This is a genomic window from Streptomyces sp. NPDC043685 (assembly GCF_056436585.1).
This window is the reverse complement of the sequence record NZ_JBWKCH010000003.1, coordinates 769,016-792,392: the sequence shown is the minus strand read 5'-3', so window position 1 is coordinate 792,392 and position 23,377 is coordinate 769,016. Positions and strand designations below refer to the sequence as shown.

Genomic DNA, 23,377 nt, shown 5'->3' with positions numbered 1-23,377 from the left:
GTACGCGGAGGGGGTGGGACGCGGTGGGGTCGTCGGGGGACGGGGCCATGCGGTCCGTGGTGTGGCTGCTGATGGCCGTCGTGACGCTGGGCGTCGGAGTGGCGTCGGCCCACGAGGTCCGCGGGGCGCTGGAGCGGGAGCGGGAGTACCACGCGGCGCCGGCCTGTGCCGCGGTTCCCGTCGAGGCCTCGGGATGCCGGTGGCAGCGGGAGTTCACCGTACGGAGCGCCGCCGTGAACGGCGGGAGGCGAAACGAGTCTCCGGAGGCGGAACTGGTGCTGCCGTCCGGTAAGCCGTGGGAGGTGACGTTCCGGCGCACCGAGCCCGTGATGTCCGAGATGGAGCCGGGCGAGAAGGTCGTCGGTGTGATCTGGCACGGCCGGGTCGTCGAGGTGCGCGACGCCGAGGGACGGCGCCAGCAGACGTCCGACGGTCCTGTGGGGTGGCCCGAGGACCGGTTGGGCGGTGCGCTGGCCTGCCTCTCGTTCGGCCTCGCGGCCCTCGTCGGCGGTCTGTGGCCGCTGTTCGCGCGGGGCAGGGAGCGCCACGTGAGGGCCGCGAGGATGGTGCGGTGGCACGGCGTCGGTCTGGGCGCCACAGCGATCCTGACGCTCTGGGCACAGGCCGCCAACGACTGGCCGCTGTGGGCCCTGCCGGCGATCTGGGGCCCGCTCGCGCTGCTGATCCTGGCGTCCATGACCGCCTTCGCCCTCGGCGCGCTGCGTGGCGAGCTGGACGACGACACGCCCACCCCACCGCAGCCACAACCACAGGCCGCGCCCAACTGGCCCTGACTCGGCTCGCCTTGATCCTCCCGAAAGGAGGAGACGGTCCGGCCGCCGCATACGATCGGCCGATGGAGAAGATCGTTGCACGGCTCCAGGTGGACGCGACACCGTCGGCCCCTGCTCTCGCACTGCGTCCCTGGAGCCCGGCGGACGCTGCCGACCTGGTCGAGCTGCACCGGGATGACGCCCTGCGCCGGTGGACGAGCGCAACCGTGAACGACCGGGCCTCCTGCCGCGTCGCGCAGAAGAGCCGGTACGTACTGACCACGCGCCTGCCCTCAGCGCCGCCGGCCTACCCCCGTGCCGGTCACCTGCACGTACGGGCACGCGACCTCTGAGCCGAAGTAGGGTGGGAGGCCCTGTTGCGAATCCCCTGTCGCGACGTCTCGCCAAGCCCCCCGGGGGTGGAATGCTCGCCGAGCTGGCGGCGCTGGCGGCCGGAAGGCGTCATTCGGTCGGGCTGCGCCGGGATGGAACCGTTCTCGCCGTGGGCAATGACGCAGCCGGCGAATGCCGGGTCGAGCGATGGGAGAACGTCGTCTCGGTGGCCGCCGGAAATGTCCACACCGCCTCGAACACCGGCAGGTCTCACACGGTGGGGCTCCGGTCGGACGGCACGGTGCTGGCAACGGGGTGGAATGCCGACGGGCAGTGTGATGTCGCCGAATGGCGGGGCGTCACGGCCGTGGCCGCGGGTTGGCGTCGCACGCTCGGACTGCTGACGGACGGCCGCGTGCTGGCCGTTGGCCGGGGTTCGGAAGGGCAGTGCGACGTGCGGTCCTGGCGTGAGATGGTCGCCCTCTCGTGTGGTGACTGGCACTCGGTCGGCGTCCGGTCGGACGGTTCCGCACTGGCCACGGGGAACAACCGGCGGGGGCAGTGTGCCGTTGACGGGTGGCGTGCCCTGGCCGCCGTTTCGGCCGGGTATCTCCATACCGTCGGTCTCAGGACCGACGGGCGGCCCGTGGCGACCGGGGACCGGGCGACCGGGGCGTGCGAGGTCGGCGAGTGGGAGGACGTGGTGGCGCTCGACGCGGGCAGCTACCACACCGTCGGGGTGACTGCGTCCGGACGGGTCCTCGCAGCGGGAGACAACAGCCACGGGCAGTGCGACGTCGGCGACTGGCGCGGCATCGTCGCCGTGGCGGCCGGTTCGACGCACACCCTCGGCCTGCGTGCCGACGGCACAGTCGTGACCGCGGGGAACAATGCCGACGGACAGTGCGACCTGTGAGGTCCGGTCAGAGAGCGGCCCTCCCCGGCCGGTCAGCTCGAAGGCCCCTCCCGACCTCGTGGCTCGGGCTCGGGCTCGGCGAGGCTGCACGACGCCGCGCTGACCAGTCGTGCCGGGTGATCGCTCAGGTCTGCCGGGCGTGCACGGGATGGTGGGCGACGTCGTCCGGGCACGGGCGCTGCGCCTCCCCCGTACGCCGGTGGCGCCGCCAGTCGTACGCCGCGAGGGCCAGGGACGCGGCCATCCCGGCGAGCCCGGCGACCAGCGCGAGGAACAGGGCACCGCGGTAGTCGTCGCTCCTGCTGCCGAGGACCAGGTAGTAGAGGCCGGGCAGGGCGGCGGTGCCCACCGCGGCGCCGAGCCGCTGCCCGGTCTGCAGGGCGCCGCCCGCCGCTCCCGCCATGTGCACGGGCACGTCGCGCAGGGTCATGGTGATGTTGGGCGAGATCACGCACCCGCCGCCGACGCCGCCGAGGAAGAGGACCGGGGCGGCGAGCCAGGGGGCGATGTCCAGGGGCGCGAAGCGCAGCAGCAGCGCGGTGCCGCCCAGTCCGAGGATCACGCCCGTGAGGCCGCCCACCGTGAGCAGGCGGCCGAGCCGGTCCACCAGCCGCCCCGAGACCGCGGCGCCGACCGCGGAGCCGAGGGCGAAGGGCGTCACGGCGAGGCCGGACCGGAGCGGGCTGAAGCCCAGGCCGTGCTGGTAGAACAGCGCGAACACGAGCCAGACACCGCTGAACCCGATGAAGTAGAGCGTGCCGACGCCGGCGCCGATGGCATAGCCGCGCACGGTCGTGAACAGACGTGGGTCGAGCAGCGGCTGCCTTCCGCGGTCGACCAGACGCCGCTGCCAGCGCGTGAAGACGACGAGCAGTGCGGCACCGACGAGGAACATCCACCACAGCCGGGTGAGGCCCCCGGACTCCGCCTGGACCAGCGGATACATGAGCGCGAGGACGCCGAGGCCCAGGAGCAGGACACCGGGCAGGTCGACGTGTTCGCTGCCCGAGCGGCGGGTGCGGGGCAGCAGGTGGCGGCCCAGGAGGACCGCGAGGATGCCGATGGGGACGTTGACGTAGAAGATCCAGCGCCAGCCCTGGGCGCCGTCGGCCAGGGCGAGGATCAGACCGCCGGCGAGCGGGCCGACGGCTGAGGAGATGCCGACGGTGGCGCCGAAGAAGCCGAAGGCCCGGCCGCGTTCACCGCCCCGGAACATCTGCTGGATGAGCGCGGAGTTCTGCGGTGCCATGAAGCCGGCCGCCAGGCCCTGGGCGAGCCGGGCCACCACCAGCAGCGTGATGTTCGGGGCAGCCCCGCAGGCCGCGCTGCACAGCACGAAGCCGCTGAGGGCGAGCAGGAAGATGCGGCGCCGGTCCAGGGCGTCGCCGAGGCGGCCCGCGGTGACGAGGGCGAGCCCGAAGGAGAGGGCGTAGCCGGACACCACCCACTGCACCTCGGCCGCTGAGGCGTGCAGCTGCCGCTGGACGGTGGGCAGGGCGACCGCCACGATCGACACGTCCAGCAGGCTCATGAAACCGGCCACCAGCGTGACCCACAAGGCCCGCCACCGGTTCGGGTCCGGCCGGTAGCCGTCCTGCTGCCCGCCCTGGTTCCGGCCGCCCGCCGCCGACGCTGTCACTTGGGCTCCTCTCACCAGGCACGCACCCGGCGGAACAAGTTCCCCACCGGGTCGGCCGCACACCCGCCGCACACCCGCCGCGGAATCCTCCCGGAGTGCTCCCCGGCGGCGTCTCGCCCTTGCGACCGTGCGTCACGCTCCGTGGCCGGCCGGGCGCCGCGCGAAGGGGTCCGTTTGATCACGTGAGAACTGCGCAGGCGTGCTGGGTAGTACGAACGGCGAAAGGACCACGTGATGGCGGAGACCGACAACGACGAGTCGGTGGATCCCGCGGCGGTGAGACGACACCGGGTGCTGTTCCGGGCGATCGAGAAGCGACGTCACCCCAAACTGCGCCGCAGCGACATCACGGTGACCGATGAGGCGGCGGTCAAGCGCGCCACCAAGGCCGCCGCCCTCGGCAACGCGATGGAGTGGTACGACTTCGGCATCTACAGCTATCTGGCGTCGACCATCGGGAGGGTCTTCTTCCCGTCGGGCAGCGACACGGCCCAGTTGCTCGGCTCTTTCGCGACCTTCGCCGTGGCCTTCCTGGTGCGTCCGCTCGGGGGCATGGTCTTCGGCCCGCTCGGGGACAAGGTCGGGCGCAAGCGCATCCTCTCCCTCACCATGATCATGATGGCGGTGGGCACGTTCGCCATCGGTCTGGTGCCCTCGCACGCGGTCATCGGCCTGTGGGCCCCGGCTCTGCTGATCTTCTTCCGGCTGGTGCAGGGCTTCTCGACCGGCGGGGAGTACGGGGGCGCCTCGACGTTCATCGCGGAGTACGCGCCGGACAAGCGGCGCGGCTTCTTCGGCAGTTTCCTGGAGCTCGGCACCCTCGCCGGCTACGTCGGGGCCTCCGGTCTCGTCGTCGTCCTCCAGATGCTCCTGAGCGAGGACCAGATGCTGTCCTGGGGCTGGCGTGTGCCGTTCCTGGTCGCGGCCCCGCTCGGCCTCATCGGCCTGTACCTGCGGCTCAAGCTGGACGAGACGCCCGCCTTCCAGAAGCTGGAGGGCGGCCAGGCCAAGGCGAGCGAGGCGGCCGACGCCGTGGAGACGTCGGCGGCGGCCGACCTGGGCAAGATCTTCACCCGGTACTGGAGGCCGCTGCTACTGTGCCTGGCGCTGGTCGCGGCGTACAACATCACCGACTACATGCTGCTGTCGTACATGCCGACGTACCTGTCCGACGAGCTGGGCTACGGGACCAACCACGGGCTGCTGATCCTGCTCGTCGTGATGGTGCTCCAGATGTGCGTCATCAACCAGGTCGGGCGCCTCTCGGACCGCTTCGGGCGCAAGCCGCTGCTGATGACGGGGATGCTCGGTTTCCTGTTTCTCTCGCTGCCGTCGTTCCTGCTCATCCGGCAGGGCAGCGTCGTCCTCATCACCCTCGGCCTGCTGCTGATGGGGCTCTCGCTGGTGGCGATGCTCGGCACGATGTCGGCGGCGCTCCCGGCGATATTCCCGACCCAGGTGCGCTACGGGTCGCTCTCGGTGGCCTACAACCTGGCCACCTCGGTCTTCGGCGGCACGACACCTCTGGTGATCACCGCTTTGATCAGCGCTTTCGACTCGACCCTCATGCCGGCGTACTACGCCATGGGCGCCGCGGCCATCGGCGTGATCGCCGTGCTGTGCATGCGGGAGACGGCCAACCAGCCCCTGGCCGGGTCCCCGCCGTCCGTGGAGACGGAGGCGGAGGCGCGGGAACTCGTCGAGGCGCAGTCCCCTCAGCCGCGGTTCTGACCGGCGCGAAAGGCCCCGTCCGGTGCGGACGGGGCCTTTCGCGGTTGGGCCCGGGCAGGCCGGGAACGCGGTGCGCGACACGACCCCGAGGTGAGGCCCGAGGCCATGACCGAGTACGAACGCTCCCGAACGATGCCCGCACAGCCCGAGCACGTCTTCGACCAGGCCGCGGACGTCGGCCGGCTGGACAGCTGGCTGCCGGACGCCCTGCATGTGCGGGCCGGGGAACTGCCGGCCGTCACCGTGCACGAGGACCGTACGGACGAGGACACCTCCGCCGTGCTGCGCGCCCGGCGGGACCAGATGCGGCTGGAGTGGGGCATCCGCGAGCAGGGCGGCTACGCGGGCTGGCTCCAGGTCGCCGGGCTCGGCAGCGGGGCCAGCGAGGTGACCGTGCACCTGTCGTTCTTCGACGACGGCCACGATCCGGGCGAGCAGGCCGTCGGCGACGCCCTGGACACCAGCCTGCGGAGGCTGGAGGAGCAGGTGCGGCCGCACACCGACCACACGGCCGGCTGAACCGCCGTGGCCCGCGCGAAGCGGTACGCCGTCGCGGCGTCCGGGCAGTGGACCGACGAGGAGGAGGGACGCCGCCGCCTGCCCTCCGGTGAGGTGCACGCCTGGGAGCCGGGACGCAACGAGACGGTCTGCGGTCTGTCCCTCAGCCGCTCCCGGCTGGCCCGCTTCCCGCACGTCGGCTGGCCGGACACCTTCCCCGAGTCGGGCGGCGCCGCGGACCGGGTACGGCGCCTGTGCCCACGCTGCGCCTCGGTGGCCGGCCGCCGCGGCCCCGACGCCCGGCCACGCTGGCATCGCACCGACCCCCGGCCATGAGAACGAGCGCCCCGGCTCTGATCTCACCGCCCCCCGGGCCCGTCCCGCTGGATCCCGCGTCCCGCCGCGGCCACATCGCGCATGGCCAGCAGGAATCGCCGCACCACGGCCAGTTCCGCTTCGTCGAAGGAGCGCATCGAGTCGACCATCTCGTGGATCAGCGGCCCGAAGAAGGACCAGCCGAGAGTGACGGCCTCCTCGCGCACGACCAGCAACACACGCCGGCGGTCCTGTGTGTCCCGCTCCCTGCGGACCAGCCCCAGGCGCTCCAGCCGGTCGACCAGGGCCGTGGTCGACGCCGAGTTGATCCCCAGCTGGGCGCCGAGCCACCCGGGCGTGGCGCGCACGTCCTCCCGTCCGGCGTCCAGCAGGTGGATCAACGCCCGTACGTCCGTGGGATGAAGACCGTGCCGACCGGCGAACTCGGCTGCGAACAGGTCCAGTTCCATCGTCACCGCCCGCAGCAGATGCACCAGCCGCAGCCCGGGGTCCTGGTCGTCCATGGTTCACTCCCCTAATATCTCGGTGGTCGAGAATATCGCCAGGCGAGTCATACGGGGTGGGACATGGATGACCAGGCAGCCTTCTTCGACGCGTACGAGGCGGTGCTGCGACGGTGGCCCGTGGACGTGCGCGGCGTCGACGTCCCCACCCCGTACGGCAGCACCCGCGTCCACATCAGTGGGCGCGAGGACGGGGTGCCGCTCGTGCTGCTGCCCGGCGGCGGCGCCACCTCGGTGGCCTGGTTCGCCACCGTCGGGGCCCTGGCGCCCGCTCACCGGGTGTACGCCGTCGACCTGATGGGCGACATCGGCCGCAGCGTGCACGACGGAGCACCGCTGCGGGGCGCCGCCGACCTGTCGGCCTGGCTCGACGCCCTCTTCGACGAGCTGGACCTGGACGGCGCCCACCTGTGCGGGCACTCCTACGGGGCCTGGATCGCCCTCACCCACGCACTGCGCGCGCCCCGCAGGCTCGGCAGGCTCGCGCTGCTCGACCCGGTCGGCTGCTTCTCGGGCATGAGTCCTCGCTACCTCGCCCGCGCGCTGCCGATGCTGCTGAGGCCCACCCCGCAGCGGGTGCGCGCGTTCCACCGGTGGGAAACCGGCCGTGAACCCGAGGACCCGGTCTGGCAGGCGTTCCTGGGCAGCACCGCGACCGCCCGCCGGTCGAAGGTGGTCGCCATGCGGCGCCCCGCGGCGCGGGAGCTGGCGGACTGCGCCGTCCCGGCCCTGGTGGTCCTTGCCGAACGGAGCCGGGCCCACGACCCGCGACGCGCGGCGACCGCGGCACGCCGCCTCCTGCCCGGGGCGCGCGTGGTCACCCTGCCCGGCGCCTCCCACCATTCGCTCCCCACCGAACAACCCGCCGAGCTGAACCGGCTGTTGACGGAGTTCCTGGCCTGAGGACCGGCGGGCCCGCCGCCCGGGTCAGCCGCGCCCCCGGCCGTCGCAGAGCGAGGCGGCGCCGCACGCGGTGGCCCGGGGCCGGATGGGGACGCCGTTGGTGCGCAGCACCTCGCGGACGTCAAGGATCAGCGAGAACACCTCGCGGTTGCGGTCCTCGCCCTGTTCGTCCCAGGCCCGCTGCTCGGCCTCCACGGCCATGCGGTCCTCGGCGAACACGCGCTCGGTGAAGCGCCTGATGAGCGGCCGGGCCAGGCGCAACACACCCGGGATCCGCGGTTTCTCGATCATCAGCAGGCCGAAGGTGTGGCACCTGCGCTGCTCGGCGTCCTCGGGCACGTAGGCGACCCAGAGGCGGAAGGCGGGCCGCTCCGCGTTCTCCGGGACCAGGTCGAGGGTCTGGTACGGGTACTCGGTGCGGATCGTCATGACGTCCCGGGAGTCGCTGCCGCCGAGGCCCTCCGAGGCCAGCAGGCTGGCCCCGCGGTTGCGCTTGCCGCCGGTGTGGCGGAACAGGTATCTGGCCTCCACCGACCGCTCGTCGGTCCGGTGGTCGAGCAGTTCGGGGTGGAGTCTGCCGACCACGCCCCGGTGCAGGAACTGGTGGTTCATGTCGAGCAGGTTCTCGTGCATGAACGAGTAGTGGCAGCGCACGGTCCGGGAGTAGGTCATCGTGCTGTAGCGCGGTGAGCCGAACGCCGGCAGGTCCGGCAGCGGGGTGACGGCCGCCTCGTCGGGGTCGCCGGGGAAGGCGAACACCAGGCCGTACGCCTCGCGGACGGGGTAGCCGCGCACGCCGCGCGGCGGCCTGCCGTCGCCCTTGGCCAGGTACGGGATCTGCGAGATGCGGCCGTCACCGCGATAGGCCCAGGCGTGATAGCAGCAGCGCAGGGCCTCGCCCTCCACGACGCCCATGCTCAGCGGCACCTGCCGGTGGGCGCAGCGGTCCTCCAGCGCGTACACGGTGCCGCTCGCGCCGCGGTACAGCGCGATGCGCTCACCGGCGAACGCCGTCGCGAACGTCCCCTTGGAGCGCACGTCCTTCGACAGGGCGACGGGATACCAGAAGTCCGGGTGCGCGCCGACGCGCCGGAGGTCGATCATGCCGGTGACCGGGTCGCGGTGCTCCGAGGGCCAGTCGGCCCCGGCAGAGAAGGTCCCGGCCTCGTCGGTCTCGGTCATACCTCTCCCTCGCGCGGTACGGGCGGCGACGGCCAGGCGCGTCACATCGGGCAGCACCGGGCTGCCGGTCCGGACGCCCGGGCACCGCCCATCCTGGTCGCGGCGCGCCGCTCACGCCCTGCCCAGCGCGTACGGACGGGTGACCTCGGAAGCGGCCGTACGCCCGCGGCCGGCCGGATGCGGACACGGCCTAGCGGTCGAGGGAGGGCAGGCCGGCCAACCCGGTGTCGGCCATGACGCGGTCCACGGTCTCCCGCAGGGTGCTCTCCGCGCCGATGACGGTCTCGATGCCGCCGGGCAGCAGATCCCGTTCCCGGTACCAGTCCCGCAGTTGTGCCTCACCGACCTCGTGCGCGATCGGCTTGGTGGCATGGCGCAGGAGGGTCTCCCCGAAGGGCACGTGCAGGTAGTAGGCGTGGGTCGGGCCGCGGTGGTCGGCCCGCAGCCGGGTGAGCATCTCGCCGTAGTGGTCGGCGTACAGGATCCCTTCGACCACGACGTGGTACCCGGCGTCCAGGGCGTAACGGGCCGTCAGGTCGATCAGACCGATGTTCACCGCCCCCGGCCGGTCCCTCTCCCGCAGCACGACCCGGCGCAGATTGTCCTGCCCGACCAGTGCCAGCCCCCGCCCGAACCGCTCACGGATCCCGTCCGCCACGGACGACTTCCCCGACCCGCTGTTCCCCCGCAGGAGCACGAGCCGGGTCTCCTCGCTCCCGGTCCTCAACCGGCCGCCTCGGCGTCGGCGTGCGTGTCCCGCCTCGTCGCACGGGCCATGTCAGGGCCGTACCATCCCGCCGACCCACCAGTCGTGGGGCTTTCCGTCGTTGGCGATGCCGCGTCGGCGCAGTGTTCCCTCGAGGGTGAAGCCAAGGCGCTCGGCGACGGCGCGTGAGCCGGTGTTCCCGGTCATGGCCCACCACTCGATGCGGTGGGCGTCGAGCGTGGCCCACCCCCAGTCGCACAGCGCCCGCGCCGCTTCCACCGCATAGCCCCGGCCGCGCTGCTCCTTGACGGCCCAGAAGCCCAGTTCGTACACGCCCCGGCTCACCTTGGTGAGGCAGTGGGAACCGACGAGGTGCGAGGTGTCCTTGCGGAAGGCTCCGAGGACGTAGTCCTTGTCGGTGGCCCAGGCCTCGGGCCACTCCTCGAGCACTTGCTTCTCGGCGTCCCGGCGTTCGAAGGGCACGGGGACCGGCGTGTAGAACCGGATGTCCTCGTCCTGGCAGGCTTCGTACACGGCGTCCACGTCGCCCGGCTCGAAGGGCCGCAGGATCAACCGCTCGGTCGTGAGAGTCACCGGATGCACCGCGTCAGTATGGGCGCCGCCCGGGGCCGGCGACCAGCGAATATCGCCGAGGGCACCGTCGGCGCAGGTCACGGGTGCCGGAGCCGTGCGGTGCGCCTGGACAGACGCACCCAGCGGGTCACCGCCGCTGACCCGCACCGCGGGGCACGCGGAGCGGACGATCCGGATGAAGGCCCGGGGCGGGGGCGGTGGTCCGTCCCCGCCCCCGCCCCGGGCCTCGGGTGTCACTCCTCGTCGCGCAGCCGGGCGGCCAAGGCGGTCAGTGACTCCGTCTCGTCCGTGTGCCCGAGAGCGGTCAGCCGGACGATCGCCGCGTCCAGACGCGTGAGGGCGGGCGCGGGACGTTCCAGGTAGAGACCCTCCACCACACCCGCGAGGCGGACGCACTCGGCCCACTCGCCGACGCGGTCGTCGTCCCGGCCCGGCTCACCGAGCAGGCCGAGCGCCTTGTCCAGGGCGGCCAGCGCGTCCTCGTACTCCCCGGCGTAGGCGTTGACCCGCCCGTGTTCGTAGGCCAGGGCGGTGTCCAGGGAACGGCCGTGGGCCTGGTACCCGGCGGCGCGGGCCTCGTCGGCGATCCGGCCGGCGTCCGCGAGCAGTGCGAGGGCGGCGGGCAGGCCGTCGGAGCCCTGCTGCTGCGCCTGGAGGCGGGCGATCTCACGCAGGGAGTTGCTGACGAACTCGTAGCGCGGGTCCCGGGCGTGCGCGGCGAGCGCCTGGTCGGCTGCCTCCCGGGCTCGACCGAACTCGCCGGACTCGGCGAGGAGTAGGGCCGTCTCCGCGGCGATCACGGCGTGGCTGCCCGGGTCGTCGTCCCAGCCGGCCGACTCGGCCGCGAGGGCGATGAACTCCGCCGTGGCCGCCTTGAGGTCCTCCCCCGCGTGCAGCGCGCGGGCGCGGGTCAGACGCAGCTGGGCGACAAGCCGGTCGTCCAGCTCTCCGGCGACGACGTCGGGTTCGGCCAGCAGGGAGTCGAGCAGGGCGATGCAGTCCTCGACACGGCCCAGGTCGAGGCTGAGCTGCGCGGCGTTGCTGTACGTACAGAACGCGTCGGTGCGGTTGCCGCCGCGCAGGTCAAGCTCGGCCGAGCGCGTCAGGTGCCGCAGCGCCTCGTCGGGACGGCCCAGGCGCATGCAGGTCTCGGCCAGGTCGGCGTGCAGGCGCGTGGTGCCGACGGCGTCGGCCGGCCACTCGGCGGCCAGGCGCAGCCCCTCGGACAGGTCGCTGTAGGCGGCCTCGGGTTCGTGGAGGACGAGCTGGACCCGGCCGCGCAGTCCGAGCGTGCGGGGCAGGTGCCAGGCGGGGCCGTGCGCCCTGAGGTGCTCGAGCAGCGCGTCGGCCTCGGTGACCGCGGCGGGCAGGTCGCCGGCGATGGCGTGGGCGGTGACCCGCAGCAGCCGGGCGCCGGAGAACTGCCCGGCGAGGTCGTGCCGGGAGGCGAAGGCGCCCAGCAGGTCCGCCTCGGCGAAGACCGGCTTGACGTGCTCCTCGCTGCCCGTGGTCTGCAGGCGGAGGGCGAGCGCGGTCGCCCGCAGCCGCAGCAGACGGGCCTCCTGATACGGGGTGAGGCCGGGTGTCTCCTCCTGCAGACGCACCACGTGGGCGTGGGCGGCGGTCAGTGCGGCGGCCCTGGCCTCGGGTCCGTCGGCGCCTTCGGCGGGGATCTCGGCCGTGGCGAGCAGGACGCCGGCACGGGCGATCGCCGCGTGCCCCGGTGCGCCGGCGTCGTCGTACAGGCCGGCGGCCTCCTCGTGGAGGGCGGCGGCGTCGGTGTACTCGTCCTTCTCGTGCGCCTTGTTCGCCTCGTCGGCGAGCAGGTCCGCGCGCAGCCGCACAAGCGGGCCCACGGCCGGGTCGTCGGGGTGGGCGTAGTCGCGGGCGGCGACGAGCGTGCGCAGCCGCGCCCAGCAGGCCGTCGCGTCCGGGTGGCCCTGCTCGTCCAACTCTCTCGCCTTCAGGATGAGTTCGGACAGCGTCTCGGGGACGGCCGGGGCCGTGCGGGGGGCGGGCGCGGGGAGCGGGGCGGCCGGGGCCACCTCGTCGAGGCCGCGGGTGCGCAGGGTCAGCTCCAGGGCGTCCAGGAGCGGGGCGCGGTCCAGTCGGGTGCGGCGGCGGTCAGCGTGGGCCGTGGTGCCGTTGCGGGCGTCGAAGCGGGCGGCGAGGTCGTCGGCGCGGCCGCGCACCTCCGCGCGCAGCCCGGTCACGGTCCAGGTGCGTCCGGCGTACCCGGCAGCGGGCAGGTCGCCGTGCCCGAGGAGCTCGACACGCTGGAGGAGGACCTCCACGCCGGTGAGGAAGTCGAACTGGTCCAGCGGCGAGTCGACCTCGTCGAACAGGCTCCGGTTCTCGGCGAGCAGTTCCAGGCCGCGTGCCTCGTTGCCGGTCAGCGCGCAGAACTCCAGGTGACGGCCGACCTCCCCGGACATCGAGGGGTTGCGGCGGCAGCCCCGGTAGCCGGCGAGGTGCAGTTCACGGGCCCGGTCGGCTTTGCCACTGCGCAGCAGGGGCAGCAGCGCGTAGGACATGGAGCGGGCCGGCTCCTCCTGGCAGGACTCCTTGCCGGCCAGGACCGGCTCCCAGGCGCGCAGGGCGCGCTCGTCGTCACCGGCGGTGAGGTGGTGCAGGGCCCGCTCGCAGATCTCGCAGGCCTCGCAGTCGCTGAGCCGGGTACGGGTGCGGCCCGCCCACAACTCGTAGGCGAGGGTGGTGTCCTCGCCCACGTGGGCGGCGAGCTGGTACGCCTGCCCGTAGTAGGGGTGGAGGCCGAGGCCGGCCTTCTCGTAGCGGTCGCGCATCTCCTTCAGCCACTGGCGCAGGCTGGCCAGCGGGATCTCGGGCAGCTGGCGCAGGGCGTGGCCCACCCACTTGAACCGCCAGAAGAGCATGTGGCGCAGCCGGTCGTCGAAGACGTCGGGCTGCTCGTCGAACAGGGTGAGCAGCCGGGCGAAGACGACGGGTGACTTCCGGGGCTCGGAGCCGTAGGTGTACGCCTCCTGGAGCTCGAAGAGCGCGCGGACGAGCGGCAGGGGCTCCCCGAACTGTTCGGCGGCGTCGACGAGTTCCTCGGCGGTGACGGTGCGGGTGCGGCCGTAGGGGCGCCGGTCGTTCTCCTGGAGCGCCTGGTACAGCTCGTCGGTGGTCTGGGGGTGGGACGCGGTGGGCATCGTCAGCTGTCCTTGCGGAGGGCGTGGGCGAGGAGGTCGAGGAAGGAGCGGTTGATGAGGCTCGACTCGGCGGGCCTGAGCGGGCGCCGGGACAGCATCGCGGCCTGCCCGTAGAGGGCTTCGGCGCTGGTGCGGGCCAGTTCGGGCTCGTCGATCGAGACGGCCGTGCGGACCAGCGGGTTGAGCTGGTTGAGGATCAGCTGGGCCCGCGGTGCCTCCTGGCGCAGGGCGCCGAGGATGTCGCCCCACAGGCCGCCCTCCTGCTCCCGGGCGAGCTGGGAGCGGGTGCGTTCGTGCCGGGCCTCGCGGCTGTCGATGAGCAGGGCGGGCGCGGAGACGGGCTGGAAGGTGCGCAGCGCGACGTCGCAGTCGAAGACGGCGAGGGCGTCACGGGCCTGGGCGAGGTAGGCCGCGGCGGCGAGTTCCGTCTCGCGGTCGACGGGGTCGAGGTGGGCGGTGAGGGTGGCCGGGTCGAGGTCGGCGACGGTGGCCTCGGGCCTGATCTCGGGCAGCCGGTGGACCAGTTCGCGGTCGTAGGTGTAGCCGCCGTTGACGACGCCGAGCCCGGCGGCCGAGGCGATCGCCGCGACCTGCCGGAACTCCTCCACGCTCGACGTGACGAGCACGGTGCGGTGGGTGCGGGCGAACTCGTCGAGGGTGGTGTGCCCGTCGGTGGTCTCGAACGGCAGCCAGGGCAGCAGCATCCGCAGGATCTCGTCGTCGTGCACCGCGAGCGACTTCACGGCCAGGTGGTGGGCCTGGAGGAAGCGGTGCAGCAGCTCCGGGTCGCTGGCGGCGGCCCGGGCGATCCAGTCGCGCAGCCGCTCGGCGAGGGCGTCGCGGACGGCGGCGAGGGTGTCGTCCTCGTAGAGGGACTCGCGGGACGCCGTCGGGCGCAGGCTCTCCGCGTCGACGACGCAGCGGACGAAGAACGCCCACTCGGGCAGGATCTCCTCGGCCTGCTCGGACAGCAGCATGCCCTTGACGTGCACGCGGTGGCCGTGGCGGCGCCCGGCCGGCACCGTCTCGGGCAGCACACAGGCGATGCCCTTGAGGCCCACGGCCGGCAGGTCCAGTTCGATGGTGTCCAGCGGCTTGAAGCCGAAGACCTCCTCGCCGTACGCGGCCAGCGCGCGGGAGCGGGCCCCCGGTGTGGGGTAGGCGCGCGCCCAGGGGGCGGGCTCGGGGTTGACGGACGTGGCCGTGCCGCCGGTGCCGCCCGTGCCGTCGTCGAAGGTCACCGGGTGGCGGAGGAGCGAGCCGAAGTGGCGTGCCAGCGCGTGCACCTGCGCCGGGCGGGTCCACTCCCCCGCGTCGGCGCGCGGGGTCAGCGTGACGGTGGTGCCCGGCCGGGGCCGGGCGGTGGCGGGCAGGGTGCGGACGCTGTAGCTGCCGTCGCCGCGGCCCCGCCACTCGACGGCGGGTGCGTCGGGGGTGCGGGCGGAGCGGCTCAGGACGTGGATCTCGTCCGCCACGAGAAAGCAGGAGAGCAGGCCGATGCCGAACTGCCCGATGAAGTCCCCGCGTTGCTCGGCGATCCGGTCGGCCCGCTTGCTGCTGCGGCCGATGGTGGCGAGGAAGCTGTGCACATCGGCCTCGGTGAGTCCGACGCCGTCGTCCTCGACGCGTACGACCGAGCCGTCGGCGTACAGACGGACACCGAACGCGCCGGTGGGGGCGGCCGGTTCGAGGGTGTGCCGGGCGGTCAGCGCGTCCACCGCGTTCTGCATCAGTTCGCGCAGGTACACGCGCGGGCTGGAGTAGAGGTGGTGGGAGAGGAGATCGACGAGGCCGCGCAGGTCCACCTGGAAGGTGCGGTCGGCGCCGGGCGAGGTCGGGGCGGTGTCGGGGAGAGTCATGAGGCAGTCCGGGGGTGGGATGGATGGCGGCGTGTGGGAATGACGGTGGGGCGGCGCGGGGCCGACGGGGGCCGGGCGGGGAGGGGCGTGTGCGGCTCGGGTGTGAGCGGCGGGCCGGGGTGGTTCCGACGCGGTCCCGGCACGGGTGCTGGAACTTGTACGCCCAAACCCGGCTCGGCCGGACCGGTCGCCCGGACCCGCGCGCCCTCGGCTCGCGGCTTGTGGCTCACTGTTCGCGGGTCGCGGGTCGCTGCTCAGGCTCGGCGGTGCGCTCGGGCGAACTGCTTCTCGGGCTCGGCGAAGTACGTCCAGGGCCATGGGGTGTAGGCGCCGTCCAGCGTCTGGAAGACGCGGCGCACCGTGTGGCGCTCACCGGACAGGGACAGGGCCATGGCGAACATGTTGAAGTCGTGCTGCCAGCCCGGGCGCCACACATAGGCGGGGTGGAGGATGCTGTGGTCGGCCGCCTCGCGCAACTGCGCCTGGATCTCGGAGGTGACGAGGTAGTCCCCGCGCTCCGCCTCGACCCACTCCTCGATGTACGCCATGGCGATCACACAGCCGAGGGGATGCCCCTGCGGGGCCCGGGAGAACGCGTCCTGGGCGAACGCCAGGGCCTGCCCCGGCTTCCCGCCCCAGCGCGGCTGGAGCTGCGACAGCCATCCGAGGTGGGCGTCCAGGTTCAGCGGGTCACGGCGCAGGGCGGCGTCGCGGCGGGTCTCGTTCACGGCGCGGTCCAGCGACATGCCGCGGCCGGAGGTGAGGAGGTGGCACCAGGGGGTGACCCATTCCGGCCGCAGTTCCGCGGCCTCCAGCAGCTGCTCCTCGGCGATCTCGAGCCGCTCGTGGAAGACCCGCCACTGCTCCCGCGTGACGTTCACGGCGCGTTCGGCGGTACGCGCCTCCCAGCCCCAGGTGATGTGACGGGCCCCGGATATCAGCAGGGCGGTCGCCCGGTGTTCCTTGTCGTCCTCGACGGCCCGGCCGATCCAGTCCTGCACGCCGTCCAAGTCGGCGAGCTCCGCCAGAACCCGGCGGTCACGGCCGAGGTCGAAGGGGGGCAGCGCCGCCTTGACCGCCTCCCAGTCCCCGGCGTCGGCGGCCTCGACCAGCGCGAGCACCCGTGTGTCCCCGAGCGCGCGCAGCGTGTACATCCCGTTCTTCTGCCTGCGCGGCGCCGGAAGGACGTGCGGATCCGCCGCCGGTCTCTCCGCACCCCTGCCGAACAGCTTGCCGAACATGCCGCGCCCTCCCCTGGTCCCGCGTGATCGTCCGGTGCAGCATAAGGGGGCCCACCGACACACCCTCCACCGGGTTTTCACCGCGACTTCACGAGGTCGTACGCCCACGGGGAGGGCACCGCCCGCGGGTCGCCGCGCAAGGGCGAGCGACACGCACACCGATGTCGCAGGGGCTGCTCAGCCCTCGGGCACCCGTACCGCCAGGAGGGCCACGTCGTCGTCGTTGCCGGCGGGCCGGACGCGGCGCAGGAGTTGGTCGGTGAAGGAGGTCAGGGGGCGGTGTGCGAGGGCGGCGGCGTGCTGGCGCAGCAGGTCCAGGCCCTCGTCGAGGCTGCGGCGGGGCGCTTCGACGAGGCCGTCCGTGTAGAGCACCAGGGTGGAGCCGGGCGGGAGCAGCGCGGTGGCGTCGGGGCGCCGGGTGCCCGTCTGGGTGCCCAGGAGGATGCCGTGGCCGTCGGTGAGGTAGCGGGCCAGGCCGTCCCGGCTGATCAGCAGCGGCGGCGGGTGGCCGGCGTTGGTCCAGGACAGTCGCCAGTCGCCGTCGTCGGCCGGTTCGACCCGGGCGAAGATCGTGGTGGCCATGGTGACGTCGGTGATGTGCTGGATCGCCTCGTCGAGCCGTTCGACGATCCGGCTGGGGGGTTCGTGCTGGGACCAGGCGTAGGCGCGGAGCATGTTGCGGACCTGCGCCATGCCGGCCGCCGCCTCCAGGTCGTGACCGACGACGTCTCCGATGGCCAGGGCCGTCGACGCGTCGGACAGCGCGAAGGCGTCGTACCAGTCGCCGCCGACCTGTGACGCGTCGGGCGCGGGCAGGTAGCGGACGGTCATCTGCAGGCCCTCGACGCCCGGCATCTGGGGCAGCAGATGGTTCTGCATGGTCTCGGCCACCTTGCGCTGGCGCTGGTAGAGGCGGGCGTTGTCCAGGGCGAGACCGGCACGGCGTGCGATGTCCTCGATGAGGGGGAGGTCCACGGACGTGAAGGCCGCCGGGTTCTCGTCGCGGCCGAGGGTCAGGGCTCCGAGGACCGAGCGGGTGCTGCGGATGGGCGCGATGGCCGCGGAGTGCATGCCGGTGACGTCGAACAGGCGTCGCTGCTCGACCGCGATGCCGGAGTCCGGTGCCCCCTGGTAGGTCTGCGGCCCGGCCAGGTTGGAGGCGACACCGCGCAGGGCCCTGGACAGCGGCATCGGCGATTCCTCCGGGATCGGCGGCATGGGGCCTTGGAGGTCCTCGTGGTGGACGAGCTTGTCCCCGTCGGCGTGGACCACGACGGTTCGCCACACCTCGTCCCGCTCGGTGATCAGGTCGATCACCGCCCAGTCCGCGAGGCGGGGCAGCACCAGGCTCACCAGGCGCCGGAGCGCCTCCTCGACGTCGAGCGTCGAGGTCAGCTGCGCGGTGGTCTCGGCCAGCAGGGCCAGCCGGTGCAGTTCCGACAGCGGCTGGGCCACCGGTTCCCGGTGCGGCTCGCCGGCCTGCGGACGGCCGGGCGTGTGGAACACCACGAGCGTGCCGCCGGGCCGGCCGTCGACGTCGTACGGCGTGATCAGCCAGGAGATGCGCAGCAGGGAGCCGTCGGAGCAGGCGAAGTAGTCCTCGTCGGCCTGGGCGGTGCGACCGGCGTGGAACGCCTGCCGCATGGCGCACTGGGTGCGGGGCAGGAGCTGCCCCTGCGGGCCGCGGTGCAGCAGGTCGTGCGCGTCGTGCCCGATCATGTCCTGCGCGGGCAGGCCCAGCAGGTGCTCGGCGCGGGCGTTCACGGCGATGATGCAGCCCTGCTCGTCCACGACGTAGGCGCCGGTGCCGATGGCTTCCAGAGACCCGGTCAGCGCGATGGACGCTGTCGACACGGACGGCCCGTGAACGGCGTCCGTGTGCTGCGGCCCCGTCATCGCGGCCTCCCTGCTCCTCGGGCCGGCGTCCCGCTCGCCGGCATGCCCTGCTTGCTTGCCCTCCCCGTATGCCCCTACGAGCGTAAATTCCACGTCGTACGGTCGGAGCGCCCCCTTCCGGCCGCCCGTCCGAGTCGCTGACCTGCGGTTTCGCCGATTCGGGCGGTCCTGGGAGGTCGAGACCGCACGCGCGTTCCCGCTCTCCGTGAGCAGGTCGACGAGTGCGGCGGCGGTCAGCTCGGCGGAGCCGGTTCGTGCCGGGCGGCGGAACCCGGCAGCGGCCCGGAGAACCCGGGGCGTCCGCTCACGTCAGGTCCAGATCGGCGTACAGGGGGTGGTGGTCCGAGTACGGGCTCGGCAGCACCCGGTGTCCGAGCGGGGTGATGCCGCGCAGGAAGACGTAGTCGAATTTGCTCTGCCAGTCGGTGGTCGGCAGGCAGGTCCCGGTGGGCGAGGGACGGCACTGCGGATCCGCGTCGGTGGCCAGGGCCCAGATCCGGCCGAGCTCGGGGGCGTCCGGCACGGCGTTGAAGTCGCCGAGCAGGATCGCGCGGTCGTGCCGGGCGACCTCCGCGGCGAGCACGCGCGTCTGCTTGTCCCGGACCGTTTCCTGGCGTCGCTGGGCGAGATGGGTGTTGAAGACCCGCACGGACCGGCCGCCGACCGTGGTGGTGACCGCCATGTAGCCACGGTCCTCGGACCCGCCGTCGGGGTACTCCACGGTGACGGGGTCCGTCATCGCAGCGGCCGAGAGGATCGCCTGCCCGTAGGCCCCCGGGTTCCACGGCGCGCCGCCGCAGCGGCCCCATTTGCGCAGTACGGTCCCGTACTCGACGCGGTAGACCAGTCCGTGGAGGTTCTCCAGGTACTCCCGGATCCTCTCGACGTCGCGCACGCACGCTTCCTGCACGCCGATGACCTGGGGCGCGTACGCGGCGATCTCCGCGGCCCGGTCCACGTCGCTGGTGTCGCAGGGGTTGCAGAGGTTCCACGTCATGACCCGGTTCGGTACGGCGTCCCGGGCGGCTACGGCGGGCCGTCCCCCGGCGTAGAGGGCGCCGCTCGGGGCACTGGGGCCGACCAGCACCACGCAGAGCGCCGCAAGGGCGCCCGCGAGCAACCGTGCGCCCGTGCCGCTTCCGAGCACCTTCGCCTCCCCACGGTGGAACACCCGACGTCTCCCGCACGAGGTTATGGGACGCGGCTGTGGACCCCGCGCGCGGTGCCCTCCCGGACACGGGACCCGGCCCTGGCGCCTTCGCCGGTGAGGGGTCAGGCTGTGCGTAGGGTGGGCGGATCGATGATCGACACGGGCGGTGGCACATGGAGTGGCAGAAGTTCGCCGAGGACATGGCCGTGCTCGCGCGGACCTTGCTGAAGCAGGACTCGGTGCAGCAGACGCTGGACGAGATCGCGGCGTCGGCCGTGAAGCTGGTGGAGGGCTGTGACGCGGCCGGGATCCTCGCGGTGCGCAAGGGCCGTGCCGTCACCGTGTCCTCGTACGGGGACATGGTCGAGGAGTCCGACCGCATCCAGGGCGAACTGGGCGAGGGGCCGTGCTTCGATCTGGCCCGTCGCGCCGACGAGGACCGCGTGTTCCGGATCAAGGACATGACCCTGCCCCAGCCGGACTGGCCGCGGTACGCCGAGGCCGCCCGCGGCCTGGGCATCGGCAGCATGACCGGGGTCCTGCTCTACACGCACGACGAGGACTTCGGCGCGCTCAACCTGTACTCCCGCCGGCCGGGTGTCTTCACCGAGGAGAACGCCACCGCCGGCTGGCTGCTGGCCTCGCACGCCGCCGTCGCCCTCGCGGACGCCCGCACCATCGACCAGCTCGAACACGCCCTGGAGACCCGGCACGCCATCGGTGAGGCCATGGGGATCCTCATGGAGCGGCACGGGATGAGCGAGGACGACGCCTTCAGCGTGCTGCGCAACATCTCCCAGCACCACAACGTCAAGCTGCGCGACGTCGCCCAGCGGATCAGGGACAAGCGCACCGGCGATCGGGCGTGATCAGCCCGGCCCCTCCGCGGCGCGCGCCGGCGCCGCCCTCAGGTCAGGTTCAGCCCGCCGTCCAGGACGACGACCTCGCCGGTGAGATAGGTGCCGGCGACGAGCGTGGCCACGAGGTCGGCCACGTCGTCGGGGCGGGCCGGGCGACGCATGGGGGCGCGCTCCCGCCACAGTTCGTGCGCCTGGGTCCAGTCCTTCGTCATGGGCGTGTCCACCAGCCCCGGCGCCACCGCGTTCACCCGCACCTGGGGCCCGAGCGCGGCGGCGAGCAGCCGGGTCACGTGGTTGAGCGCGGCCTTGCTCGCCGCGTACGGCACCGAGGAGCCCTTGGGCCGGACGCCGGCGTGGCTGGTGATGTTCACGATGCTGCCGCCCGCCGGGGAGCGGCGCAGCGCCGGAACGGCCGCGGTGCACAGCACCCACGGCGCGATCAGGTTGACCTCCAGCAGGTGCCGCCAGTCCGCCGGTGTCGCCGCGGCAAGGTCGTCGTGCGGGATGGGCCAACTGATGCCGGCGTTGTTCACCAGCACGTCGAGCCGTCCGCACCGGTCGAGAGCCGTCTCGACCAGTGCCCGGGCCTCTTCCTCCTCGGCCAGATCCGCCTGTACGTACGTCCCGCCGAGCTCCGCCGCCAGGGCCTCTCCGGCCTCGGTGCTGCGCCGCGAGTGCACGACGACGCGCATCCCGTCCGCCGCCAGCCGCCGGGCGACGGCCTCTCCGATGCCCGAGGTGGATCCGGTGACCAGGGCCACGGGCTGATCCGCTTGTTCGAACTCCATGCCGCCGGATCCTGCCACGCCGGTGCCCGGCGGCAGAGCGGACGTTCCCCGGCGGGGCCTCGCCGTTTCACCCGCTGCCCCAGGGAGAACACGGGCAACGGATCATGCCGCCCCTAACTCCGGGTACCGTCAGGGTATGAGTCACCCGCACCCCGAACTGAAAGCCGCCCCTCCCCTTCCCGAAGGAGGTCTGCGGGTCATCGCCCTGGGCGGCCTGGGTGAGATCGGCCGCAACATGACCGTCTTCGAATACGCCGGCAAGCTGCTCATCGTCGACTGCGGCGTGCTGTTCCCCGAGGAGACCCAGCCCGGCGTGGACGTGATCCTGCCGGACTTCACCTCGATCCGGGACCGGCTGGACGACATCGTGGGCATCGTCCTCACCCATGGCCACGAGGACCACATCGGCGGCGTGCCGTACCTCCTGCGCGAACGGCGCGACATCCCCGTCGTCGGCTCCAAGCTGACGCTGGCGTTCCTGGAGGCCAAGCTCAAGGAACACGGCATCCGGCCGCGCACGGTGCGGGTCCGGGAGAGCGACCGGCGCGGCTTCGGACCCTTCGACCTCGAGTTCGTGGCGGTCAACCACTCCATCCCGGACAGCCTCGCGGTCGCGATCCGCACCGGCGCCGGCATGGTGCTGCACACCGGCGACTTCAAGATGGACCAGTTCCCCCTCGACGACCGCATCACCGATCTGCGCGCCTTCGCCCGGCTCGGCGAGGAGGGCGTGGACCTGTTCCTCACCGACTCCACCAACGCCGAGGTGCCCGGCTTCACCACCTCCGAGCGTGAGCTGAACCCGGCGATCGAGCAGGTGATGCGCACGGCGCCGCGACGGGTCATCGTCTCCAGCTTCGCCAGCCATGTGCACCGCATCCAGCAGGTTCTGGACGCCGCCCACCAGCACGGCCGCAAGGTCGCCTTCGTCGGCCGTTCCATGGTCCGCAACATGGGCATCGCCCGCGACCTGGGCTATCTGAAGGTCCCGTCCGGCCTGGTCGTGAGCACGAAGGAGCTGGAGAAGCTCCCGGATCACAAGGTCACTCTGGTGTGCACCGGCTCCCAGGGCGAACCGATGGCCGCGCTGTCGCGGATGGCCAACCGCGACCACATGATCCGCATCGGCAAGGGCGACACCGTCCTTCTCGCCAGTTCCCTCATCCCCGGCAACGAGAACGCCATCTACCGGGTGATCAACGGACTGACCCGGTGGGGCGCCCACGTCGTCCACAAGGGCAACGCCAAGGTGCACGTCTCCGGGCACGCCAGCGCGGGCGAACTCGTCTACTGCTACAACATCGTCAAGCCCCGCAACGTCATGCCCGTACACGGCGAATGGCGCCACCTGCGGGCCAACGGCGACCTCGCCATCCGTACCGGTGTCGACCCCGACCGTGTCGTCATCGCCGAGGACGGCGTCGTCGTCGACCTCGTCGACGGGCGCGCGTCCATCACCGGCAAGGTCCCCGCCGGCAACGTCTACGTGGACGGAATGGAAGTCGGCGGCGCCACCGAAGCGTCCCTGAAGGACCGCCTCACCCTCGCGGAGGAAGGCGTGGTCACGGTGGTGGCCATCGTCGACGCGGACACCGGCGCCCTCGCCGAGGCCCCCGACTTCCTGGCCCGCGGCTTCGTCCACGACGACGCCACCTTCGAGCCCGTCATCCCCGTCATCGAGAAGACCCTGGCCACCGCGGCCGAGGAAGGCGTCGGGGACGCGCGCCAACTCGAACAGCTCCTCGCCCGCGCCGTGGCGAACTGGGCCTTCCGCACCCACCGCCGCAAGCCCCTCATCATCCCCGTCATCATCGACGCATGAGCCACGGGCCGGGGAGGTGATGGGTCAGCCCTCGCAACGTCAGGTATGTGCGAGGGCTGACCGACGCCGACGGGAACCGGCCGCACACAGTGTGGGCCCGACCGGTACGCCGGTCGGGCCCACACTGCTGCTCAGGTGCCGGCTCGTGTCTGTTGACCCGGTCAGACCGTGACGGGGGTGCCGAGCATCGCGGAAGCCTGCTGCATCGGGCTGAGATCCTCCTGGGGCGCTGCCTGGGGTGCGACGCGGCAGGTGAAGCCGAGTTGCGCCATGGCCCGCAGGACTTCGGCGGCGCTGAAGTCACGGCGGTCCTGGCGCGTGATGACCTGGCCGACCTGCTTGACGGGGTAGTGGCGGCGGCCGATGATCACCGACTGGCCGGTGACCGGTTCGGGCTTGACGCCCTTCATCGATTCCAGCACACCGCCCTTGGTGAGCTCGAAGGGGAAGCGGGCGATGACGCAGCGCATGTGG

General features: G+C 72.7%; 21 protein-coding genes. 9 read left to right on the top strand and 12 right to left on the bottom strand.

The features are described 5' to 3' along the window. Window positions 1-47: 47 nt before the first annotated feature. From AC0665_RS12660 to AC0665_RS12650, 3 genes are all read left to right on the top strand, one after another. A complete protein-coding gene (locus tag AC0665_RS12660; protein ID WP_478605613.1) occupies window positions 48-794 on the top strand; it encodes a hypothetical protein in 747 nt (248 codons plus the stop codon). Window positions 795-856: 62 nt separating this feature from the next. Next, window positions 857-1,126, top strand: coding sequence for a hypothetical protein (locus tag AC0665_RS12655; protein ID WP_468632869.1), 270 nt, complete (start codon window positions 857-859; stop codon window positions 1,124-1,126). A 71-nt stretch (window positions 1,127-1,197) separates the two neighbouring features. Continuing rightward, a complete protein-coding gene (locus AC0665_RS12650; protein WP_478605617.1) occupies window positions 1,198-2,022 on the top strand; it encodes an RCC1 domain-containing protein in 825 nt (274 codons plus the stop codon). A 124-nt stretch (window positions 2,023-2,146) separates the two neighbouring features. On the opposite strand, the gene AC0665_RS12645 is transcribed toward AC0665_RS12650, so the two are convergent. After that, window positions 2,147-3,661, bottom strand: coding sequence for an MFS transporter (locus AC0665_RS12645; protein ID WP_478704975.1), 1,515 nt, complete (start codon window positions 3,659-3,661; stop codon window positions 2,147-2,149). Between the two features lie 234 nt (window positions 3,662-3,895). Here AC0665_RS12645 and proP point away from each other — a divergent pair, with 234 nt between their 5' ends. The 3 genes from proP (at window position 3,896) to AC0665_RS12630 (ending at window position 6,226) form a co-directional block, all read left to right on the top strand. Further along, a complete protein-coding gene (proP, locus tag AC0665_RS12640) occupies window positions 3,896-5,392 on the top strand; it encodes a glycine betaine/L-proline transporter ProP (protein ID WP_468404493.1) in 1,497 nt (498 codons plus the stop codon). 105 nt (window positions 5,393-5,497) lie between these two features. Next, complete coding sequence (locus tag AC0665_RS12635) at window positions 5,498-5,911, top strand: SRPBCC family protein (protein ID WP_478704974.1); 414 nt, start codon at window positions 5,498-5,500, stop codon at window positions 5,909-5,911. A gap of 6 nt (window positions 5,912-5,917) precedes the next feature. Then, window positions 5,918-6,226 (top strand): hypothetical protein, encoded by a 309-nt coding sequence (locus AC0665_RS12630; protein WP_468404489.1) that lies wholly within the window; start codon window positions 5,918-5,920, stop codon window positions 6,224-6,226. A 23-nt stretch (window positions 6,227-6,249) separates the two neighbouring features. Here AC0665_RS12630 and AC0665_RS12625 read toward each other — a convergent pair whose 3' ends face one another. Then, window positions 6,250-6,729: a MarR family winged helix-turn-helix transcriptional regulator gene (locus tag AC0665_RS12625; protein WP_478704973.1), complete on the bottom strand. Its 480-nt coding sequence runs from the start codon at window positions 6,727-6,729 to the stop codon at window positions 6,250-6,252. Window positions 6,730-6,792: 63 nt separating this feature from the next. Between AC0665_RS12625 and AC0665_RS12620 the strand changes: the two genes are divergently transcribed. Further along, window positions 6,793-7,632: an alpha/beta fold hydrolase gene (locus AC0665_RS12620; protein ID WP_468404485.1), complete on the top strand. Its 840-nt coding sequence runs from the start codon at window positions 6,793-6,795 to the stop codon at window positions 7,630-7,632. Between the two features lie 24 nt (window positions 7,633-7,656). Here AC0665_RS12620 and AC0665_RS12615 read toward each other — a convergent pair whose 3' ends face one another. The 8 genes from AC0665_RS12615 to AC0665_RS12580 all read right to left on the bottom strand — a co-directional run bounded on the left by AC0665_RS12615 (window position 7,657) and on the right by AC0665_RS12580 (window position 19,454). After that, complete coding sequence (locus AC0665_RS12615) at window positions 7,657-8,814, bottom strand: Rieske 2Fe-2S domain-containing protein (protein WP_478704972.1); 1,158 nt, start codon at window positions 8,812-8,814, stop codon at window positions 7,657-7,659. A 190-nt stretch (window positions 8,815-9,004) separates the two neighbouring features. After that, window positions 9,005-9,541 carry a P-loop NTPase family protein gene (locus tag AC0665_RS12610; RefSeq protein WP_478704971.1) on the bottom strand — a complete coding sequence of 179 codons (537 nt, stop codon included), beginning with the start codon at window positions 9,539-9,541 and terminating at the stop codon, window positions 9,005-9,007. 51 nt (window positions 9,542-9,592) lie between these two features. Beyond that, window positions 9,593-10,114 carry a GNAT family N-acetyltransferase gene (locus AC0665_RS12605; protein ID WP_478704970.1) on the bottom strand — a complete coding sequence of 174 codons (522 nt, stop codon included), beginning with the start codon at window positions 10,112-10,114 and terminating at the stop codon, window positions 9,593-9,595. A 233-nt stretch (window positions 10,115-10,347) separates the two neighbouring features. Further along, a complete protein-coding gene (locus tag AC0665_RS12600; protein ID WP_478704969.1) occupies window positions 10,348-13,287 on the bottom strand; it encodes a hypothetical protein in 2,940 nt (979 codons plus the stop codon). Between the two features lie 2 nt (window positions 13,288-13,289). Next, complete coding sequence (locus AC0665_RS12595; RefSeq protein ID WP_478704968.1) at window positions 13,290-15,146, bottom strand: HSP90 family protein; 1,857 nt, start codon at window positions 15,144-15,146, stop codon at window positions 13,290-13,292. Between the two features lie 254 nt (window positions 15,147-15,400). Continuing rightward, window positions 15,401-16,387: a hypothetical protein gene (locus AC0665_RS12590; RefSeq protein ID WP_478704967.1), complete on the bottom strand. Its 987-nt coding sequence runs from the start codon at window positions 16,385-16,387 to the stop codon at window positions 15,401-15,403. 177 nt (window positions 16,388-16,564) lie between these two features. Continuing rightward, window positions 16,565-18,283 (bottom strand): PP2C family protein-serine/threonine phosphatase, encoded by a 1,719-nt coding sequence (locus tag AC0665_RS12585; RefSeq protein WP_468404471.1) that lies wholly within the window; start codon window positions 18,281-18,283, stop codon window positions 16,565-16,567. 304 nt (window positions 18,284-18,587) lie between these two features. Then, window positions 18,588-19,454: an endonuclease/exonuclease/phosphatase family protein gene (locus AC0665_RS12580; protein WP_478704966.1), complete on the bottom strand. Its 867-nt coding sequence runs from the start codon at window positions 19,452-19,454 to the stop codon at window positions 18,588-18,590. Window positions 19,455-19,606: 152 nt separating this feature from the next. On the opposite strand from AC0665_RS12580, the gene AC0665_RS12575 reads away from it, so the two are divergent. Continuing rightward, complete coding sequence (locus tag AC0665_RS12575; RefSeq protein WP_478704965.1) at window positions 19,607-20,302, top strand: GAF and ANTAR domain-containing protein; 696 nt, start codon at window positions 19,607-19,609, stop codon at window positions 20,300-20,302. A 38-nt stretch (window positions 20,303-20,340) separates the two neighbouring features. On the opposite strand, the gene AC0665_RS12570 is transcribed toward AC0665_RS12575, so the two are convergent. Beyond that, a complete protein-coding gene (locus tag AC0665_RS12570) occupies window positions 20,341-21,081 on the bottom strand; it encodes an SDR family NAD(P)-dependent oxidoreductase (protein ID WP_478704964.1) in 741 nt (246 codons plus the stop codon). A gap of 136 nt (window positions 21,082-21,217) precedes the next feature. Here AC0665_RS12570 and AC0665_RS12565 point away from each other — a divergent pair, with 136 nt between their 5' ends. Further along, window positions 21,218-22,903, top strand: a complete 1,686-nt coding sequence (locus AC0665_RS12565; RefSeq protein WP_468404463.1) for a ribonuclease J — start codon at window positions 21,218-21,220, stop codon at window positions 22,901-22,903. Between the two features lie 161 nt (window positions 22,904-23,064). On the opposite strand, the gene AC0665_RS12560 is transcribed toward AC0665_RS12565, so the two are convergent. Then, window positions 23,065-23,373: an SCO5918 family protein gene (locus tag AC0665_RS12560; RefSeq protein WP_478704963.1), complete on the bottom strand. Its 309-nt coding sequence runs from the start codon at window positions 23,371-23,373 to the stop codon at window positions 23,065-23,067. Between the last annotated feature and the right edge of the window lie 4 nt (window positions 23,374-23,377).

Coding starts and splice junctions, on each gene's coding strand:
- AC0665_RS12585 (WP_468404471.1), bottom strand. CDS start 18,283: ATGACGGGGCCGCAGCACACGGACGCCGTTCACGGGCCGTCCGTGTCG.
- AC0665_RS12615 (WP_478704972.1), bottom strand. CDS start 8,814: ATGACCGAGACCGACGAGGCCGGGACCTTCTCTGCCGGGGCCGACTGG.
- AC0665_RS12600 (WP_478704969.1), bottom strand. CDS start 13,287: ATGCCCACCGCGTCCCACCCCCAGACCACCGACGAGCTGTACCAGGCG.
- AC0665_RS12660 (WP_478605613.1), top strand. CDS start 48: ATGCGGTCCGTGGTGTGGCTGCTGATGGCCGTCGTGACGCTGGGCGTC.
- AC0665_RS12570 (WP_478704964.1), bottom strand. CDS start 21,081: ATGGAGTTCGAACAAGCGGATCAGCCCGTGGCCCTGGTCACCGGATCC.
- AC0665_RS12655 (WP_468632869.1), top strand. CDS start 857: ATGGAGAAGATCGTTGCACGGCTCCAGGTGGACGCGACACCGTCGGCC.
- AC0665_RS12635 (WP_478704974.1), top strand. CDS start 5,498: ATGACCGAGTACGAACGCTCCCGAACGATGCCCGCACAGCCCGAGCAC.
- AC0665_RS12590 (WP_478704967.1), bottom strand. CDS start 16,387: ATGTTCGGCAAGCTGTTCGGCAGGGGTGCGGAGAGACCGGCGGCGGAT.
- AC0665_RS12575 (WP_478704965.1), top strand. CDS start 19,607: ATGGAGTGGCAGAAGTTCGCCGAGGACATGGCCGTGCTCGCGCGGACC.
- AC0665_RS12650 (WP_478605617.1), top strand. CDS start 1,198: ATGCTCGCCGAGCTGGCGGCGCTGGCGGCCGGAAGGCGTCATTCGGTC.
- proP (WP_468404493.1), top strand. CDS start 3,896: ATGGCGGAGACCGACAACGACGAGTCGGTGGATCCCGCGGCGGTGAGA.
- AC0665_RS12560 (WP_478704963.1), bottom strand. CDS start 23,373: ATGCGCTGCGTCATCGCCCGCTTCCCCTTCGAGCTCACCAAGGGCGGT.
- AC0665_RS12625 (WP_478704973.1), bottom strand. CDS start 6,729: ATGGACGACCAGGACCCCGGGCTGCGGCTGGTGCATCTGCTGCGGGCG.
- AC0665_RS12595 (WP_478704968.1), bottom strand. CDS start 15,146: ATGACTCTCCCCGACACCGCCCCGACCTCGCCCGGCGCCGACCGCACC.
- AC0665_RS12620 (WP_468404485.1), top strand. CDS start 6,793: ATGGATGACCAGGCAGCCTTCTTCGACGCGTACGAGGCGGTGCTGCGA.
- AC0665_RS12565 (WP_468404463.1), top strand. CDS start 21,218: ATGAGTCACCCGCACCCCGAACTGAAAGCCGCCCCTCCCCTTCCCGAA.